16 protein-coding genes are annotated in these 15,483 nt (G+C 72.1%); 4 read left to right on the top strand and 12 right to left on the bottom strand.

Annotated features, from left to right (window positions below; translation table 11 throughout):
- Positions 1-150: 150 nt before the first annotated feature.
- The 3 genes from proC to BJ964_RS17935 form a co-directional block, all read right to left on the bottom strand.
- Positions 151-999 (bottom strand): pyrroline-5-carboxylate reductase, encoded by an 849-nt coding sequence (gene proC, locus BJ964_RS17945; RefSeq protein WP_188121730.1) that lies wholly within the window; start codon positions 997-999, stop codon positions 151-153.
- A 106-nt stretch (positions 1,000-1,105) separates the two neighbouring features.
- Positions 1,106-2,134, bottom strand: coding sequence for a 6-phosphofructokinase (locus BJ964_RS17940; RefSeq protein WP_188121729.1), 1,029 nt, complete (start codon positions 2,132-2,134; stop codon positions 1,106-1,108).
- A 658-nt stretch (positions 2,135-2,792) separates the two neighbouring features.
- A complete protein-coding gene (locus BJ964_RS17935) occupies positions 2,793-4,271 on the bottom strand; it encodes a DHA2 family efflux MFS transporter permease subunit (protein ID WP_188121728.1) in 1,479 nt (492 codons plus the stop codon).
- A 100-nt stretch (positions 4,272-4,371) separates the two neighbouring features.
- Here BJ964_RS17935 and BJ964_RS17930 point away from each other — a divergent pair, with 100 nt between their 5' ends.
- On the top strand, positions 4,372-5,013 hold the full coding sequence (locus BJ964_RS17930) for a TetR/AcrR family transcriptional regulator (RefSeq protein WP_188121727.1): 642 nt from the start codon (positions 4,372-4,374) through the stop codon (positions 5,011-5,013).
- Here BJ964_RS17930 and BJ964_RS17925 read toward each other — a convergent pair.
- A complete protein-coding gene (locus BJ964_RS17925) occupies positions 4,994-5,488 on the bottom strand; it encodes a polyadenylate-specific 3'-exoribonuclease AS (protein WP_188121726.1) in 495 nt (164 codons plus the stop codon). The genes BJ964_RS17930 and BJ964_RS17925 overlap by 20 nt on opposite strands.
- 22 nt (positions 5,489-5,510) lie before the next feature.
- Positions 5,511-6,365, bottom strand: coding sequence for a phosphotransferase enzyme family protein (locus BJ964_RS17920; protein ID WP_188121725.1), 855 nt, complete (start codon positions 6,363-6,365; stop codon positions 5,511-5,513).
- A gap of 237 nt (positions 6,366-6,602) precedes the next feature.
- On the opposite strand from BJ964_RS17920, the gene BJ964_RS17915 reads away from it, so the two are divergent.
- Positions 6,603-7,292, top strand: a complete 690-nt coding sequence (locus BJ964_RS17915) for a Crp/Fnr family transcriptional regulator (RefSeq protein WP_183217298.1) — start codon at positions 6,603-6,605, stop codon at positions 7,290-7,292.
- Here BJ964_RS17915 and BJ964_RS17910 read toward each other — a convergent pair.
- Positions 7,289-7,966 carry a lysophospholipid acyltransferase family protein gene (locus BJ964_RS17910; protein WP_188121724.1) on the bottom strand — a complete coding sequence of 226 codons (678 nt, stop codon included), beginning with the start codon at positions 7,964-7,966 and terminating at the stop codon, positions 7,289-7,291. The genes BJ964_RS17915 and BJ964_RS17910 overlap by 4 nt on opposite strands.
- A gap of 141 nt (positions 7,967-8,107) precedes the next feature.
- Here BJ964_RS17910 and BJ964_RS17905 point away from each other — a divergent pair, with 141 nt between their 5' ends.
- Both BJ964_RS17905 and BJ964_RS17900 read left to right on the top strand, forming a co-directional pair.
- Positions 8,108-8,902, top strand: coding sequence for a DUF308 domain-containing protein (locus BJ964_RS17905; protein WP_188121723.1), 795 nt, complete (start codon positions 8,108-8,110; stop codon positions 8,900-8,902).
- A gap of 34 nt (positions 8,903-8,936) precedes the next feature.
- Positions 8,937-10,352, top strand: coding sequence for an alpha,alpha-trehalose-phosphate synthase (UDP-forming) (locus BJ964_RS17900; RefSeq protein WP_188121722.1), 1,416 nt, complete (start codon positions 8,937-8,939; stop codon positions 10,350-10,352).
- On the opposite strand, the gene BJ964_RS17895 is transcribed toward BJ964_RS17900, so the two are convergent.
- Genes BJ964_RS17895 through BJ964_RS17870 form a run of 6 tightly spaced genes read right to left on the bottom strand, consistent with a single transcriptional unit; the run spans position 10,339 to position 15,431 of the window.
- The gene (locus BJ964_RS17895) at positions 10,339-11,103 is read right to left on the bottom strand and encodes an alpha/beta hydrolase (protein ID WP_188121721.1); all 765 of its coding nucleotides are present in this window, start codon (positions 11,101-11,103) and stop codon (positions 10,339-10,341) included. The genes BJ964_RS17900 and BJ964_RS17895 overlap by 14 nt on opposite strands.
- A 49-nt stretch (positions 11,104-11,152) precedes the next feature.
- Entirely contained in the window at positions 11,153-12,472 is a 1,320-nt protein-coding gene (locus tag BJ964_RS17890) for a flavin-containing monooxygenase (RefSeq protein WP_188121720.1), read from the bottom strand.
- A 25-nt stretch (positions 12,473-12,497) separates the two neighbouring features.
- Positions 12,498-13,193: an endonuclease/exonuclease/phosphatase family protein gene (locus tag BJ964_RS17885; protein WP_229807324.1), complete on the bottom strand. Its 696-nt coding sequence runs from the start codon at positions 13,191-13,193 to the stop codon at positions 12,498-12,500.
- 9 nt (positions 13,194-13,202) lie between these two features.
- Positions 13,203-14,150: an ROK family glucokinase gene (locus BJ964_RS17880; protein WP_188121719.1), complete on the bottom strand. Its 948-nt coding sequence runs from the start codon at positions 14,148-14,150 to the stop codon at positions 13,203-13,205.
- Between the two features lie 26 nt (positions 14,151-14,176).
- Positions 14,177-14,956, bottom strand: a complete 780-nt coding sequence (locus BJ964_RS17875) for a hypothetical protein (RefSeq protein ID WP_188121718.1) — start codon at positions 14,954-14,956, stop codon at positions 14,177-14,179.
- A 22-nt stretch (positions 14,957-14,978) separates the two neighbouring features.
- Positions 14,979-15,431, bottom strand: coding sequence for an SRPBCC family protein (locus BJ964_RS17870; RefSeq protein WP_188121717.1), 453 nt, complete (start codon positions 15,429-15,431; stop codon positions 14,979-14,981).
- Positions 15,432-15,483 lie beyond the last annotated feature (52 nt).

Genomic DNA, 15,483 nt, shown 5'->3' with positions numbered 1-15,483 from the left:
GGCGGAGATCGCCGGTCCACCTCATCACAGAACAGCCACTCTCACCCCTACGGCGGTGCACTCAGCATTCCCGCAAAACGCCGCCGGTGACGAGGCAAGTGATTTGCCGACGCCAGCGGGGTTTCTGGCGGCGGGAAATCACCTGCCTCGTCACCGGTTATCAGGCGTTTTGCCGCGGAGCGAAGCGGAGCCAGCTGACTCAGCGATCTCGCGGGCTCTGTTGCGGGCGGCCTCCAAGGCGCCCAGGATGGCTGCCCGGACGCCGTGCTTCTCCAGCTCGTGGATGGCGGCGATGGTGGTGCCGGCCGGGGAGGTGACCGCCTCGCGGAGCTTGACCGGGTGCTCGCCCGAGTCGCGCAGCATCACGGACGAGCCGATCGCGGTCTGCACGATCAGCTCGTGCGCCACCTGGCGGGGCAGGCCGAGCAGGACGCCGGCGTCGATCATCGCCTCGACCAGCAGGTAGAAGTAGGCCGGGCCGGAACCGGAGAGCGCGGTGACCGCGTCCTGCTGCGACTCGGGCACCCGGATGGTCACGCCGAGCGGCTTGAACATCTCCTCGGCGATGGCCAGGTGCTCGCCGTCGGCGTGCGGGCCCGCCGAGATCGCGGTCATCGCCTGGTCGACCAGCGCCGGGGTGTTCGTCATGACCCGGACGACCGGGGTGCCCTCCGGCAGCCGGGCGGCGAAGAAGCTGGTGGGCAGGCCGGCGCAGAGCGACACGACCAGCTTGTCGGCCGAGATCTTCCCGCCGATCTCGTCGAGGAGCACGCCCGCGTCCTGTGGCTTCACCCCGATGGCCAGGATGTCGGCCCGGCTGACGGCGTCCGCGTTGTCGACGATCGTCACGCCGTACCGTTCGGCCAGCTCGGTGCCGCGGGCCGCCCGGCGGACGGTGACCAGCAGCCGCTCGGCGGGCCAGCCGGAGCGGAGCAGGCCGGAGAGGACGAGTTCACCCATCTTGCCGGCCCCGAGGACCGCGACGGTTTGCTTGGGCAACGCAGACTCCTCGATCTTGGTTCCGGGCCGGCTGCCAGTGCCGGCAGCCGGCCCGGTAGAACGCGGAATGCCGGGGACCGGACGGCCCCCGGCATTCACCGATGGATCAGCTGCCGAAGAAGACCTCGGCCTCTTCGTACCGCTCGAGCGGAACGGTCTTCAGCTCGCCGGTGCCCTCGATCAGCGGGATCCGGACGACGTCGGTGCCCTTCAGCGCGACCATCTTGCCGAAGTCGCCCTCGTGCACGGCGTCGATCGCCTGGAGGCCGAAGCGGGTGGAGAGCACCCGGTCGAACGCGGTCGGGGTGCCACCGCGCTGGATGTGACCGAGGACGACCGTACGGGCCTCCTTGCCGGTCTTCTCCTCCAGCTGCTCGGCCAGCCACTGGCCGATGCCGCCGAGGCGGACGTGGCCGAAGTTGTCCAGCTCCTGGTTGTGCAGCACCATCTGGCCGTCGAGCGGCTGGGCGCCCTCGGCGACGACGACGATCGGCGCGTACTCCACCTGGAAGCGCTTGGTCACGTAGGTGGCGACCTGCTCGACGTCGAACTGGCGCTCCGGCAGCAGGATCACGTTGGCGCCACCGGCGAGGCCGGCGTGCAGCGCGATCCAGCCGGCGTGGCGGCCCATGACCTCGACGACCAGGGTGCGGTGGTGCGACTCGGCGGTGGTGTGCAGCCGGTCGATGGCCTCCATCGCGATGTTGACCGCGGTGTCGAAGCCGAAGGTGTAGTCGGTGCCGCTCAGGTCGTTGTCGATCGTCTTCGGCACGCCGACGACCTTGACGCCCAGGTCGTGCAGCTTGGTCGCGACGCCGAGGGTGTCCTCGCCGCCGATCGCGACCAGCGCGTCCACGCCCTGCTCGGCCAGGTTGGCCTTGATCTTCTCGACGCCACCCTCGATCTTGAACGGGTTGGTGCGCGAGGAGCCCAGGATGGTGCCGCCGCGGGGCAGGATGCCACGGACCTCAGCGATACCGAGCGGCTTGGTGAGACCCTCCAGCGGGCCCTTCCAGCCGTCGCGGAAGCCGACGAACTCGTGACCGTAAGCGGTCACGCCCTTACGGACCACGGCGCGGATGACCGCGTTGAGACCGGGGCAGTCGCCGCCACCGGTGAGCACGCCGATACGCATTATTCTTCCCCCTGGATCGGGTAGCGAAGTGCGGATAGCCCGTCGAGGCCCCAGGGACGATTTCGTCGGCAGCGTTGCCGGCCCGGGGCGGGCCCGCAATCGCACTCTAGTCGCCGTACCTGACGGGGGTGAACGCGCCCCACAGAAACCGGACTGTTTTCGCGCGGACCGCCCCGATCCCGCCCAGCGCCGCAGCGTCCCGCCCGAGAGCTGCGGGAACGACGGTGGGCGCCGCGGCCGCGGTGCCCGTTCCCCACAGTTCCGGCCGCCCCGCGCGGGCCCGCCCCGTCGTGCGCCCCCACCCCGCAACCGGCGGCCGGCGCACACACGGCCCCGGTCGTGGACGCCCACCCGCGCCGTCCGGCCGGACCGGGCACACGAACGGGGCCGCGTGTGCGCCGGCATCGGGTTGCGTGCACGTAGGACGGCGATGAGGTCACACGATCAGTGATCGTGTGACCTCATCGTTTGTCACGGCCCGGACATGGACCCGCGCATCAGCCCGGCGGCCGCGCCGCGGCCCGGTGTCCCGCCCGGCTCGCGTGGTGCTCCGCGAGCGGCCGCTGTGCTTTTGCGGGCTTCGCCGCTCGTACCGGAAAGGGTGGAACGCGGGACCGGAAACCGAGGGCGACCGGCCCCGGAGAGCGTGGCCGGGCCGTCAGTGGGCCATGGCCGGCGGAGCGTCCGGGTCGACGTCGAGCGGGCCGGTGCGGAAGAGCACCGCGGCGACGACGGCGGCCAGGACGAAGAAGCCGGCCGACCACCAGAACACCGTGTGGTAGCTCTCCAGCGCGGCCTGGGCCTGGACCAGCGGGGTCGGCTCCTTGCCGGCCATGTGGTCGGCGGCGGCGGTGGCGGCGAACGAGCTGAGCAGCGCCGTGCCGATGGAACCGCCGATCTGCTGAACCGTGTTGATCATCGCGGAGGCGACGCCGGCGTCACGGTGCTCGACGCCGGAGGTGGCGGCGTTCTGGGTGGGCGCGAAGACCAGGCCGAGGCCGAGGCCGATGATGATCAGACCGGGCAGGACGCCGGAGGCGTAGGTGGAGTCGAGCTCGAGGCGGGTCAGCAGGATCATGCCGCCGGCCGCGATCAGGGCGCCGACCGGGACCAGCGGACGCGGGCCGATCCTGGGAGCGAGCATCGATCCGCCGGTGGTGGCGGTGAGCATCACCGCGCCGAGCATCGGCAGGAAGGCCAGGCCGGTCTCGATCGGGGTGAACTGGAGGATGCCGGCCAGGTAGTAGGTGAGGAAGAGGAAGATGCCGAACATGCCGGCGCCGGCGATCGCGATGGAGGCGTAGGAGCCGCCGCGGTTGCGGTCGAGGACGACGCGCAGCGGCAGCAGCGGGTGCGTGGAGCGGCGCTCGATCAGCACGAAGGCGGTGAGCAGGACCAGGCCGGCGATGATCGGGGCGAGGGTCATGGTGCCGGTCCAGCCGTCCGACTCGGCGTTGCCCAGGCCGTAGACGAGGGCGACCAGGCCGGCGACGGCGGTGATCGTGCCGGGGACGTCGATCCGGCCGTGGGCGGGGACCGGCTCGTCCCGCAGCTTCAGGAAGGCGCCGGCCACGGCGATCGCGGCGATCACCAGGTTGACGTAGAGGCACCAGCGCCAGGAGACGGTCTCGGTGAGCACGCCGCCGAGCAGCAGGCCGATGCCGCCGCCCGCGCCGGAGATGGCGCCGAAGATGCCGAACGCCTTGCCGCGCTCGGCCGGCTCGGTGAACGTGGTGGACAGCAGCGACAGCGCGGCGGGGGCCAGCGCGGCGCCGAAGACGCCCTGGAGGGCGCGGGCCACGATGAGCAGCTCCAGGCTGCCGGCGGCGCCGCCGAGCGCGGAGGCCAGGGCGAACCCGATCAGGCCGATGACGAACATCCGCTTGCGGCCGAAGAAGTCGGAGAGCCGGCCGCCGAGCAGCAGCAGGCTGCCGAAGGCGAGGGCGTAACCGGTGACCACCCACTGCCGGCCGTGGTCGTCGAAGCCGATGTCGGCCTGGGCCGTGGGCAGGGCGATGTTCACGATCGTGGCGTCCAGCACGACCATGAGCTGCGCCAGCGCGAGCACCACGAGCGCCCACCAGCGCCCCGCCTCACGTCCGGTGGTCGGCGGCCGATCAATAACGGTGCTGCTCATGCAGGACCCTTCCGGGACTAAGTTGAGGTACGTCCTCCACTTCGGCAGGCTAGCAGCAGAAGTTGAGGAACCATCTCCACTTAGTTGTAGGCTTGGCCACATGGCCCTTCGGCGCGACGCTCAGCGCAACCGGGAGAAGATCCTCTTCGCCGCCCACGAGGTCTTCGCGGCCCGTGGTTTCGCGGCCACGCTCGACGACGTGGCCCACCACGCGGGCGTGGGCGTGGGCACGGTCTACCGCCGCTTCCCCACCAAGGAGGAGCTGATCGAGGCGGTCTTCACCGACCGGCTGGAGGACCTCGTGACCCTCGCCGAGGAGGCGCTCGCCGCCCCGTCCGCCTGGGAGGGGCTCACCGGCTTCCTGCGCACGTCGGCGCGCTGGCACGCGTCCGACCGCGGGCTGCGCGACGCCGCACTGAGCATGGACGAGCAGCATTTCAAGACGGCGGGCGAGCAGATCGTGCCGCTGCTGGAGCAGATCATGGAGCGCGCGCACGCCGAGGGCACGCTCCGGGCCGACGCCGGGTTCCACGACTTCCCGATCATCATGGCGATGGTCACCGAGCTGGCGCAGCACAGCGCCGACTGCCGGCCCGGTCTCTACGAGCGCTATCTGGAGCTGGTGATCGACGGCCTGCGGGCCCGGCCGGACAACGGCTCACTGGGCGAGCCGCCGACCGACACCGACATCCGCGCGGTCATGCGGGAGTGCGTCCCGCCGCTCAGGCCTTCGCGGACATAGCGTTCCACCGGGCCAGGTTGTGCCGCGCGTCGACCAGGGCGTCGTGCCGGCCGGCCATCTCCGGCAGGTGCGGGCGGCCCTGGTCGTCCCACCGCTGGCGCAGGTCCTTGGTGAACCGTGGGATCTCCCGGGGCAGGGCCGGCATGGCGCCCCACAGCTGGGCGAGCGCGACGTGGTCGTAGGCCGCGTACCAGGCCCAGAGCTCCATCTGCTCGTTGCGGCCGCGGATCGGCTCGACCAGGAACTCGTACAGCTCCTCGCGGATCCGTTCCCGGCTGCGCCACGCCCGGTCGGACGGCGACGGCAGCTTGTCGAGCACGTTGCGGCGCACCCAGGGCACGGCGCGGGAGTCGTCGAACTCGGTGCTGACCGCGTAGAACTCACGGCCGAACTCGTCGACGACACCGATCGAGACCAGATCGACGATCCGGCCGTCCTCGATGAACTCGCAGTCATAGAAATAGCGGTAAGGCATCGGGGTCCATCCTGACCCATCGTCATCCGGGCATGGACTCCAGGGCCACCCTGGCGGTCTCCAGGGCGGCTGGGCTGCCACGACGGGCCGCCCGTTCGGCCAGCACGGCCCAGCGCAGCCGCAGCAGGACCGGCAGGGCGGCGTCCAGTTCGTCGGCGCCGACCGGACCCGCGGCGCGGTAGCCGTCCAGCAGTTCGGCCGCCCGGTCCGGCCCACCGGCGTAGGCGACCGCGGCGGCCACGTCGTACACCAGCGGGCCGGTACCGCTCGCCCCGCAGTGCAGCAGCCCGAGCCGCCCGGTGGACTGATCGAGGACGAACGCGTCCGGCGCCGGATCGCCGTGCAGCACCCCGTAGGTGAGCTGATCCGTCACGGTCAGCCTGGTGGCCGCGGTGACCGCGGCGGTCACCGCCCCGCGGAGCCAGGGCTCCGCGCCGAGATGACCCGCGTCAGGTTCCGGCAGTCGCCACGGGCGCAGGCCCGGATGCCGAAAACCCTGAAGAGCCCGGTGTACGGCGCCGAGGCGCTCACCCCACCACTGCTGATCGACCGGGTCCCGCCCGTCCAGACAGCGGCCCGGGACCCGCCGCAGGACGGCCAGCACCCCGAGCGGGATCTCCGTGGTGAGGGCGCCGCCGAGCGTACGGACCGGCTGCCCCGCGTCGATCCGCCGGGCGCGCAGGTGCTCGGCGGCGAGCAGCCCGGCCTCGAAGGCCTGACGGGCGGCCGCCTCCACGAGCCGGGCCGTGTAGCGGACGGCTCCCGCCACGAACTCCCAGCCACGCGACAGCAGTGCGGCCGGAAGCTCGGTCAGCTCGGTCGGCGTGAGGTGCCACTGGTCGCGCAGCGTCGATCGAAGTAGCTCGTCATCCGGCACTGCGGGATTATCTCGGCACAAGCCGCTAAAGCGACGGACAACATGGGCGACGGTCACTGTACGAGATTGACGGTTTACAGAACGCTACTGAAGGGACATGATCGTACGAGGCGAGCCCCGATGTCCGTTTCGAAAATGGCGTTCGAGGCACGCTTCGTGCTAAGAGTGATCGTTCGCGTCGTGGGGCCGACGCCGGCTCATGGTCGACGCGGTCCCCACCGGGGGAGGGATAGCGCCGTGGACCATCGCTTGCCGGATTCCGGCGACGCGCTCACCGGCGTGGACATGTTCGCCGGGCTCGAGCCGGAGGTACGCCAGCGGGTCGTGGCCGCGGCCGTCCCACGCCACTACCGCAAGGGCCAGATCCTCTTCGTGGAGCACGACCCCGGCGACTCGCTGATCATCATGAAGCGGGGCGCCGTCGCCGTCTTCCGGACCGCACCGACCGGCGAGCGCGCGGTCCTCACCGTGGTCCGCCCGCCCGACGTGCTGGGCGAGGTGTCCCTGTTGGACGCGTCGACCCGCAGCGCCTCGGCCGAGGCCATCGAGGACTCACAGGCGCTCTCGCTGTCCCGGGTCGCCTTCATGGAGCTGGTCCACTCCAACCCGCGCATCCTGGACGCGGTGATGCGCTCGGTCGGCGGCCTGATCCGCCGCCTCACCGAGCAGAACGCGGATCACGTCTTCCTCGACCTGCCCGGCCGGGTGGCCAAGACCCTGGTCCGGCTCTCCGGGGAGAGCCAGGCGCCGATGATCACCATCGAGCTCAACCAGAGCCAGCTCGCCGAGATGGCCGGCGGCTCCCGGCAGAGCGTCAACCAGGCGATCGGCTCCTTCGCGAGCCGGGGCTGGCTGCGCACCGAGGGCCGGCGCATCGTCGTCACCGATGTGCAGGCCCTGCGTCGCCGCGCCGGGATGACCGGTTAGGCCGTCGGCGCCTTGAGTGTCGAGGCGTAGACGTCGACGTACTCGCGGCCCGAGAGGGTCATCAGCTCGTACATGATCTCGTCGGTGATGGCGCGTTCGACGAACCGGTCGCCGCGCTGTTCGGCGTACCGGGAGAAGTCGAGCGGCGCGCCGATCCGGATCCGCACCCGCTTCACCGCCGGGACCAGCGTCCCGGTCGGCTGGATCTCGTCGGTGTTGAGCAGCGCCACCGGCACGACCACGGCGCCGCTCTCCAGCGCCAGCCGGGCCACCCCGGTCTTGCCGCGGTAGAGGCGCCCGTCGGGCGAGCGGGTGCCCTCCGGATAGATGCCGGCCACGTTGCCCTCGCGCAGCACCCGCAGGAGGGTGTTCAGCGCCGCCTGGGCGGCCTCGCCGCCCGAACGGTCCACCGGGATCGTCCCCGCGCCGGTGAAGAACATCCGCGAGAACCAGCCCTTGATCCCCTTGCCGGTGAAGTATTCGGCCTTGGCGACGAAGGTCACTTTCCGCTTCATGATCAGCGGGGTGAAGATCGAGTCGGAGAACGAGAGGTGGTTGCAGGCGAGGATGACCGGACCCGAGCGGGGCACGTTCTTCAGGCCCTCCACCTCGGGGCGGAAGACGAGTCTCAGCAGCGGTCCGAGGACCACCAACTTCAGCAGCCAGTAGAACACTGACGTCCTTTCAGCGGATGCCGCGGGTGTCCGGGGCGACAGGAAGCGTACGAAGCGGGGGCGGCGCGCCACAACGCACTCCCGCAACAGGTGCCTGCCGTGTCACCATTCAAGACACGGTCGGCAAGGGGGTGTGCATCGGTGACAGCGGGTGGAGCCCGTCGTGGGCGGCGCGACAACGGGCTCGACGCTGCCGACTACGCGGTGGCGGGTGACGTGGATCCACGGATCGGCGAGCATCTGCTCGACGTGCTGGCGGCCGGAGGGATCGCGGCGTATCTGCAGCCCACCGCGGATCTGAACCCGGTCCTGCGGGCGACCACACTGCCCGCCCTTCCGATCGACCGGCTCTATGTCGACCGCACCCGGCTGGAGACCGCCCGGGAGCACCTGCAGAAGGTGACCGGCGGGACACCGCCCACCCCGCCCGCCCCGCCGGCGCCGTCCGACCCACGGCCCCAGGCCGAGGTGGACGAGGAGTGGGCGAAGATCATCGCGGGCTTCCACACCACCGTCGACGCCGAGACCGCTCCGTGGCCGGCCGCCGAGGACACTCCGCCGCCCCCGGCCCGGCCGGTGACCGAGGAGGGCACGCCGCACAACCGGCGCCGGACCGACCCGCCACCGCCGGAGCCGTCGATCCTCTACGGACTCGACACCTTCGGCAACGATCTGCCCGCTGAGGACGACGAGGACGAGCGGTACATCCCTCCCCCACCCCCACCCCTGCCGCACATCTCAAAGTACGCGGTGATGGGCCTGCTGGGCGTCACGATCGGCTTCGTGCTGTTCCTCTTCCCCACCCTCCTCCCGATCGACCGCAACCTGGTGCAGTTGATCAGCTTCGCGGCGATCGTCGGCGGGGCGGTCACCCTCGTCTGGCGGCTGCGCTCGGGCGACGACGACGACGAATTCGACGACGGCGCTGTCGTATAGACCGATGCTGGTGTTTACCCCGTAACCTACGGTGATGCGTCAGAGTTCGCTCGTCGTCATCGCCAACCGCCTGCCCCTGGATGACAACGCCGCTCCGGACGGCGCCTGCGAGTGGCGCCGCAGCCCAGGTGGGCTGGCCAGCGCCTTGCACGCGATCCTGGAGCAGACCCCGGCCACCTGGGTCGGGTGGGCCGGCGGGGTCGGCCCGGCACCGGCTCTGCCAGACGTCGGCACCCTGCGGTTACAACCCGTGTCGCTGACCGAGGACGAACTGCGCGGCTACTATGAGGGGTTCGCCAACTCGACCCTGTGGCCGCTCTACCACGACGCGGTGCAGCAGCCGACCTTCGACCGGGGCTGGTGGGAGACGTACCGGACGGTCAACCGCCGGTTCGCCGAGGCCGCCGCCGCGGTGGCCGAGCCGGGCGCCGCCGTCTGGGTGCAGGACTACCACCTCCAGCTGGTGCCGGCGATGCTCCGGGAACTGCGGCCGGACCTGCTGATCGGGTTCTTCATGCACGTGCCGTTCCCGCCGCCCGAGCTGTACATGCAACTGCCCCGGCGGGTCGAGCTGCTGCGCGGGATGCTCGGCGCGGACCTGGTCGGCTTCCAACGGGAACAGGCCGCCCACAACGTCGCCCAGCTCGCCAAGAAGCTGCTCGGGGCGCACGCCACCGACGACGCGATAACGGTCGGCGGGCGGACCGTACGGACCGGCGCCTTCCCGGTCTCCATCGACGTCGCCGAGATGCGGGCGCTGGCCACCCGGCCCGACGTGGTCACCCAGGCCGGGCAGTTGCGGCACAGTCTCGGCGCGCCGAAACGGGTGCTGCTCAGCGTCGACCGGCTCGACTACACCAAGGGCATCGAGCACCGGCTCACGGCGTACAGCGAGTTGCTGCGGGACGGGTTCGTGAAGGTGCGGGACACGGTGATGGTCCAGGTGGCGGTGCCCAGCCGGGAACGGGTGGAGAGCTATCGGGACCTGCGCGACCGGATCGAGGGCGAGGTCGGCCGGATCAACGGCGAGTACGGCCGGGTCGGCGAACCGGCCATCCACTACCTGAACCAGCCGTTCTCCCGCTCCGACCTGGCCGCCCTCTACCTGACCGCGGACGTCATGGTGGTGACCCCGCTACGGGACGGGATGAACCTGGTCGCCAAGGAGTTCGTGGCGGCCCGTGAGGACGGCGCCGGCGCCCTGGTGCTCAGCGAGTTCGCCGGTGCGGCCGCCGAACTGGAACAGGCGTTCCTGGTGAACCCGCACGACGTGGACGGGCTCAAGGCCACCCTGCTACGGGCCATGGAGGCGGACGGCGACGACCTGGCCGCCCGGATGTCGTCGATGCGCCGGCACCTCACCGAACACGACATCATGGCCTGGGCCCGCGCCTACCTGAGCGCGCTCGACCACAGCGGCCGGCTGGCCGAGCGGCTCACAGCTCTTTGAGCAGCCAGTCCAGGATGGCGTCGATCGGCTCGGCCCAGCTCGGCTCCAGCATCAGGTAGTGGCCCATGCCGGGGAAGAGCAGCGGCGCCCCGCCGTAGCGGGCGGCCGCCCTGTCCAGGGCCGCCCGCGGCACCACCCGGTCGTCCGGGCTGCCGGCCACCAGGACCGGCGGTCCACCGACCGGCTCCGGCAGGTCGGCCCGGCCGAACAGGTCGGCCCGCGGGCGGGCGCCGATCCGCTCCAGGTGAACCTTGGCCTCCTCGCCGGGGACGTTCGCGCCGAACAGCTGCCTGGCGGAGAACCGCAGGCGACCGCCGGCCAGCGCCGGGACGGTCCCGGCCGGGTTGCTGCGCAGCGCCGCGCCGAGCGCCGCCCAGCCGTCCAGCACCGGGGCCACCAGGACGGCCGCACGGGCCGGGTAGCGGCCCAGCGCCCGGGCCACCACGCGCGCGCCAGTGCCGTGGCCGATCAGCACCGTCTGGCGCGGCAGCGACGCCGCCACCTGCACCACGTCGTGCGCCTGGGCGCGCAGGTCGCCGCCGGCGCGCGGGGTGACGGCGTGGGCCGGGAAGCCGCGGGCCGCGACGTGCCCGAGCCAGTGCTCGGCGAACGCCCAGCCGCCGTGGCCGAGGCCGGGCACGAACAGCAGCGGCGGCCGGCCCTCGTCGGCCTCGGGCAGTTTCGAGACGACCTCGCGCTCGGCGGGCGGCACGGGTTCGGCCCAGTCCTCGAACCGCAGTATCTCGCTCATCGGCGCACCTCCGCTTCGCTCCGGCGCCGCGATGAGCCCCATGGTCCGCTCACTTGGCGCCCTCCAGACGGTTCAGGAGGCTCTCCACGGTGCGCAGGTAGTCGACGTGGTCCACTTCGAACCAGTGCCGCCTGGTGGGGACCACCCGGCGTCGCGACCACGAGGTCAGCGGCCGCTGGGACTCCTCACGCTGTACGGCGGTCGCCCGCTCCGGGTCGGTGGCGTGCAGCCGCAGCCAGCGGGCCACCGCCACGCTCTGCCAGTGCGCCAGCGGGAACAGCCCGGCGTCCGGCTGGACCAGGCCGACCACCGCGAGCGTCGGGTGCTTGCGGGCGAAGACGTGCAGGTGCAGGTCGGGGCGCCCGCGCTCGTCGATGTCCAGCAGTTCGGGGGCGAGGAAGTCGAAACGCGGGCGGTAGCCGGTAGCGGTGATCACCAGGTGCGGTTCGATCCGGCGGCCGTCGGTCAGCTCCACGGCCTTGCCGTCGTAGCGGGACACGTCCGGGACCGCCTCGATCCGGCCGTGCCGCAGGTACTCCGGCAGCAGACCGTTGACGACCGGGTGGCTCTCGGACGGGGCGTGCTCCGGCGCCGGGACGCCCCACCGGGTGAGGTCGGCGACGTTGTGGCGGTAGCGCCACTGCCGCAGCCAGGCCGGGCCCTTCCGGTGGCGCACCTGGTCGGCGGGGCGGTCGCCGATGTACTTCGGGCCGTACCAGTAGCCGCGCCGGGTGGAATGCCACACCCGCTCGGCGTGCTGGGCCGCCTCGACCACGATGTCGCAGCCGGTGTTGCCGCCGCCGATCACCAGCACGCGCCGGTCACGCAGCCGGGACGGGTCCTTGTACCCCGCCGCGTGGATCACCTGCCCGCTGAAGTCGCCGGGGATCTCCGGGCTGACCGGCGACCAGTTGTGACCGTTGGCGATCACCACGGCCGCGTACCGCTGGACCCGGGACGAACCGCCGCCGGTCGAGTTGATCGTGACGTCCCAGCGGCCGTCGCCGGCCGGGACGATGGACACGACCTCCATGCCGTACCAGATGTGGTCGCTCAGCCCGAAGTGCTTGGCGTACCGCTCCAGGTACTCCAGGACCCGGCTGTGGTGCGGGTAGTCGGGCCAGGTGTCCGGCATCGGGAAGTCGGGGAACTCGGTGAGCGGCCGGGAGGTGACCAGATGGGTTCCGGCGGAGACGGGGCTGCGGTCGTGGCGCCAGTTCCACGCGCCGCCGACCGATGTCTCACGCTCGTAGCAGTCGACCGCGAAGCCCAGCTCGCGCAGGTTCTTGATGGCGGTCAGGCCGCTCGCGCCGGCGCCGACCACGCACACGGCGCCGCCACGGTCACCGAGGTCCGGGGAGTCTTGCACCCGGCGATCCTCGCAGACCGAAAGGCTAGGAGGAAGGGAGCAAAAGGTCCGCGACGATCGGTAAATGATCACTCGCGACGCGTGTCCGGTCGGTCGAGATGATCTCGTAACCTTCGATGGCCACGCCGGGGGTCACGAACAGCCCGTCGATGCGCCGGCTGGGCACCGCGGCCGGGAAGGTCGGCGCGTTCTCCGCCGACCCGAGCAGACCGTCCTCGACCATCCGCCAGGCGCTGCCGCCGGGACCCTCGTTCAGGTCGGCCGCGACGATCATCGGCCCCTCGATCCGGTCCAGCTCGGCCTTCCAGAACGCCGCCTGGGACGGGCGCTCGGCCGGGTCGGTGGCCAGGTGCGATCCGGACACCGTGAAGGTGGCGCCGCGGACCGCGCCCTCGGCGAACACCGCGCCGCGCAGATGCCGGCCCGGGGTCAGCGGGTAGCGCAGGCACCAGCTCCGCCGGATCGCCACCCGCAGGCTGACCAGCAGCAGGTTACCCAGCGAGGGCAGGCCGCCGGCGGCCACCACGAGACCGGTCTCGGAGGCGAGGTGCGCGCATTTCTGCCGCCACCGGAACCGGCGCGGCGCCTCCTGCACGACGAGGACGTCCGGGGCCAGGTCGCGGACCAGGCCGATCAACGCGGCCCGGTCGTCCCGCAACCCGTGGACGTTGTAACTGACCACACGCAGCGGAACCCCGGGCCCGCCCGCCACCCCGGACACCCCGCCTCCTCAGGCGCGTCGCGCCAGGTCGGCCGCGCCGACCACGCCGGCCGCGTTGCCCATCCGGGCGGCGTGCACCTCGGCCACCGGGAAGCGGCCGCGGTTGGACAACTGCTCCCGGTACGCGCGTTCGATCGGCCCCATCAGCAGCGGCCCGGCGTCGATCACGCCCCCGCCGATCACCATGACCTGCGGGTCGATGCTCTGTGCCAGGTCCGCCAGGGCTACGCCGAGCCAGTAGCCGACCTGGGCGAACGCGTCCATCGCGACACCGTCGCCGGCCCGCGCAGCCTCGGTGACCTGCCGGCCGGTGATCGCCAGCGGGTCACCGCCGGCCAGCTCCAGCAGCTTGGCGGCCCGCTCCGGCTCCTGCCGCGCCCCGGTCCGGCCGAACCGGACCAGCGCGTTGCCGCTCGCGTACTGCTCCAGGCAGCCGAGGCGGCCGCAACCGCACGGATGCCCGTCCGGAACCGCCTGGATGTGGCCCAGCTCGGCCGCGATGCCGTGGGCGCCGCGCCACAGACCGCCGTTCACCACGATCGCGCCACCGATGCCGGTGCCGACGGTGATCATCAACATCGACTCGGCGTGGACGGCGACACCGAACCGGAACTCCGCCCAGGCGGCGACGTTGGCGTCGTTGTCCAGCACGACCGGCAGCCCGGTGGCCTTGCTCACGTACGACTGGAGGGGCTCGTCCCGCCAGGCCAGGTTCGGCGCGAAGAGCACCGTCGAGCCGGCCGCGTCGATCCACGCCGCCGCGCCGATCCCGATCGCCTTCGCGTCCGGGTACTGCGCCGCCAGCTCGGCGGCCACCTCGACGATCGTGTCCCGGGTCCCGGCGGGGTCGTCCGCCGGGGTCGGCCTGCGGTCCGACGCGAGCACGTTGCCCTGTTCGTCGACCACGCCACCGGCGACCTTGGTGCCGCCGACGTCGATTCCGATGGTCAGCGTCACGCTGCCCGTCCCCTCTACCAAACTGTTCACACCACGCCGTCGGAGCGGGCGCCGTCGCCCGGCTCCGTGCCGTGGTCCTCGGGCGCCGAAGCGCCCAGGTCATGATCCACGCTACGGTGTTCGGCCGCCTCGTCCGCGGCCACCTCCGTGGCGCCCATGACAACTGTCCCGGACATTTCGGCCGTCGCCATCGCCCAGACGTCTCCCGTCGCCCCGCCCGAACGAGGTGGGTTCGCGGCACGGGCCGCCGCGGCCCGCTCGACCGCCTCCGCCACCGCCCGCTCGGCGGCCGCCGCACGGGCCCGGGCCGCCGCGGCGGCCTGGGCGGCCGCCTCCCGGGCGTCGGCCGCGCTGGCCGCACCCCACGGGTCGCCCGCCGTGTCCGGTGCGGGCGGCTCCTCGCCGTCCTCCGCACGGGTGGCCGCGGCCCAGGCCCGGTCCGGGTCGGCCGCGGGCTTGGCGCGTGGCGCCGGTGGGCGGGGCGGCTCGGCGGCCAGCGAGGAGAACGCGCGCATCAGGCCGGCCACGCCGCTGGCGATGTCACCGGCGCTGGCGGCGATCCGCGCGGCGGTCTCCGGGTTCGGGTCGCGCACGGCCGCGATCGCCCGGCAGACCGGGCAGACGCAGCACACGGCGCTGCCGGTGGCCAGGTCGTCGCGGGACAGCACGCCGATCAGGCCCGCGACGGAGTCACCCAGGAGACCGAAAGCGTCCCCGGACGGGTGGCCGCCCGCCGACGACGCCGAGGCCCGGGCGAGGATCGCCGCGACCAGCCGTTCGGCCTCCTCCCGCGCTGACCCGGGCATCCCTGCTCCCCTCGGCCCGCGCTCAGGTCGCGGGCAGGCTCTCGACGCGGCGCTTGAGTTCCTTCAGCGCCGTGTCCATGATCATTTTCTCCGCCTTCCGGCGGAACATCCCGAGCATCCCGATCGCGAGATCCACCGCAAGGGTGTACGTCACGGTAGTGCTGCCGTCCGCGTTCTCCACCAGGTCGTACGACCCGTCCTGGGAACGCTGGGTCTTCGACGGCTCGACCAGGTGCCACTCGATGCGGGAGAGGTCGTCGGCGTACGCGTACTCCAGCGTGTACTCGTCGACCAGGACGGTGGCGTCGATCTGGAAACGCACCTGCGCCGCGTAGCCGTCCTCGTACTCCTCGAGAACCTCCACCTTCTTGATCGACTCGGCCCATTCCGGATACCGAGGGAAGTCGCAGATCACCGCGGCCACCCGGGCCAGGGGCGCATGGACCTGAATCGACTGTGTCGAGGTGTCCGCCATGCAGGGAGGCTACCCGTTGCGAGGGCCCCGGCGCGCCACCGGGGCATCGTGC

Source organism: Actinoplanes lobatus, from assembly GCF_014205215.1.
GTDB classification, from domain to species: Bacteria; Actinomycetota; Actinomycetes; order Mycobacteriales; family Micromonosporaceae; genus Actinoplanes; species Actinoplanes lobatus.
Note: the sequence above shows the minus strand (reverse complement) of the source record. Positions and strands in the feature narration are given on the sequence as shown.

Bases quoted from the DNA above. Each gene is read 5' to 3' on its own strand.
- BJ964_RS17940 (WP_188121729.1), bottom strand. From the start codon at position 2,134: ATGCGTATCGGCGTGCTCACCGGTGGCGGCGACTGCCCCGGTCTCAAC.
- BJ964_RS17935 (WP_188121728.1), bottom strand. From the start codon at position 4,271: ATGAGCAGCACCGTTATTGATCGGCCGCCGACCACCGGACGTGAGGCG.
- BJ964_RS17930 (WP_188121727.1), top strand. From the start codon at position 4,372: ATGGCCCTTCGGCGCGACGCTCAGCGCAACCGGGAGAAGATCCTCTTC.
- BJ964_RS17925 (WP_188121726.1), bottom strand. From the start codon at position 5,488: ATGCCTTACCGCTATTTCTATGACTGCGAGTTCATCGAGGACGGCCGG.
- BJ964_RS17900 (WP_188121722.1), top strand. From the start codon at position 8,937: ATGCGTCAGAGTTCGCTCGTCGTCATCGCCAACCGCCTGCCCCTGGAT.
- BJ964_RS17895 (WP_188121721.1), bottom strand. From the start codon at position 11,103: ATGAGCGAGATACTGCGGTTCGAGGACTGGGCCGAACCCGTGCCGCCC.
- BJ964_RS17875 (WP_188121718.1), bottom strand. From the start codon at position 14,956: ATGCCCGGGTCAGCGCGGGAGGAGGCCGAACGGCTGGTCGCGGCGATC.
- BJ964_RS17870 (WP_188121717.1), bottom strand. From the start codon at position 15,431: ATGGCGGACACCTCGACACAGTCGATTCAGGTCCATGCGCCCCTGGCC.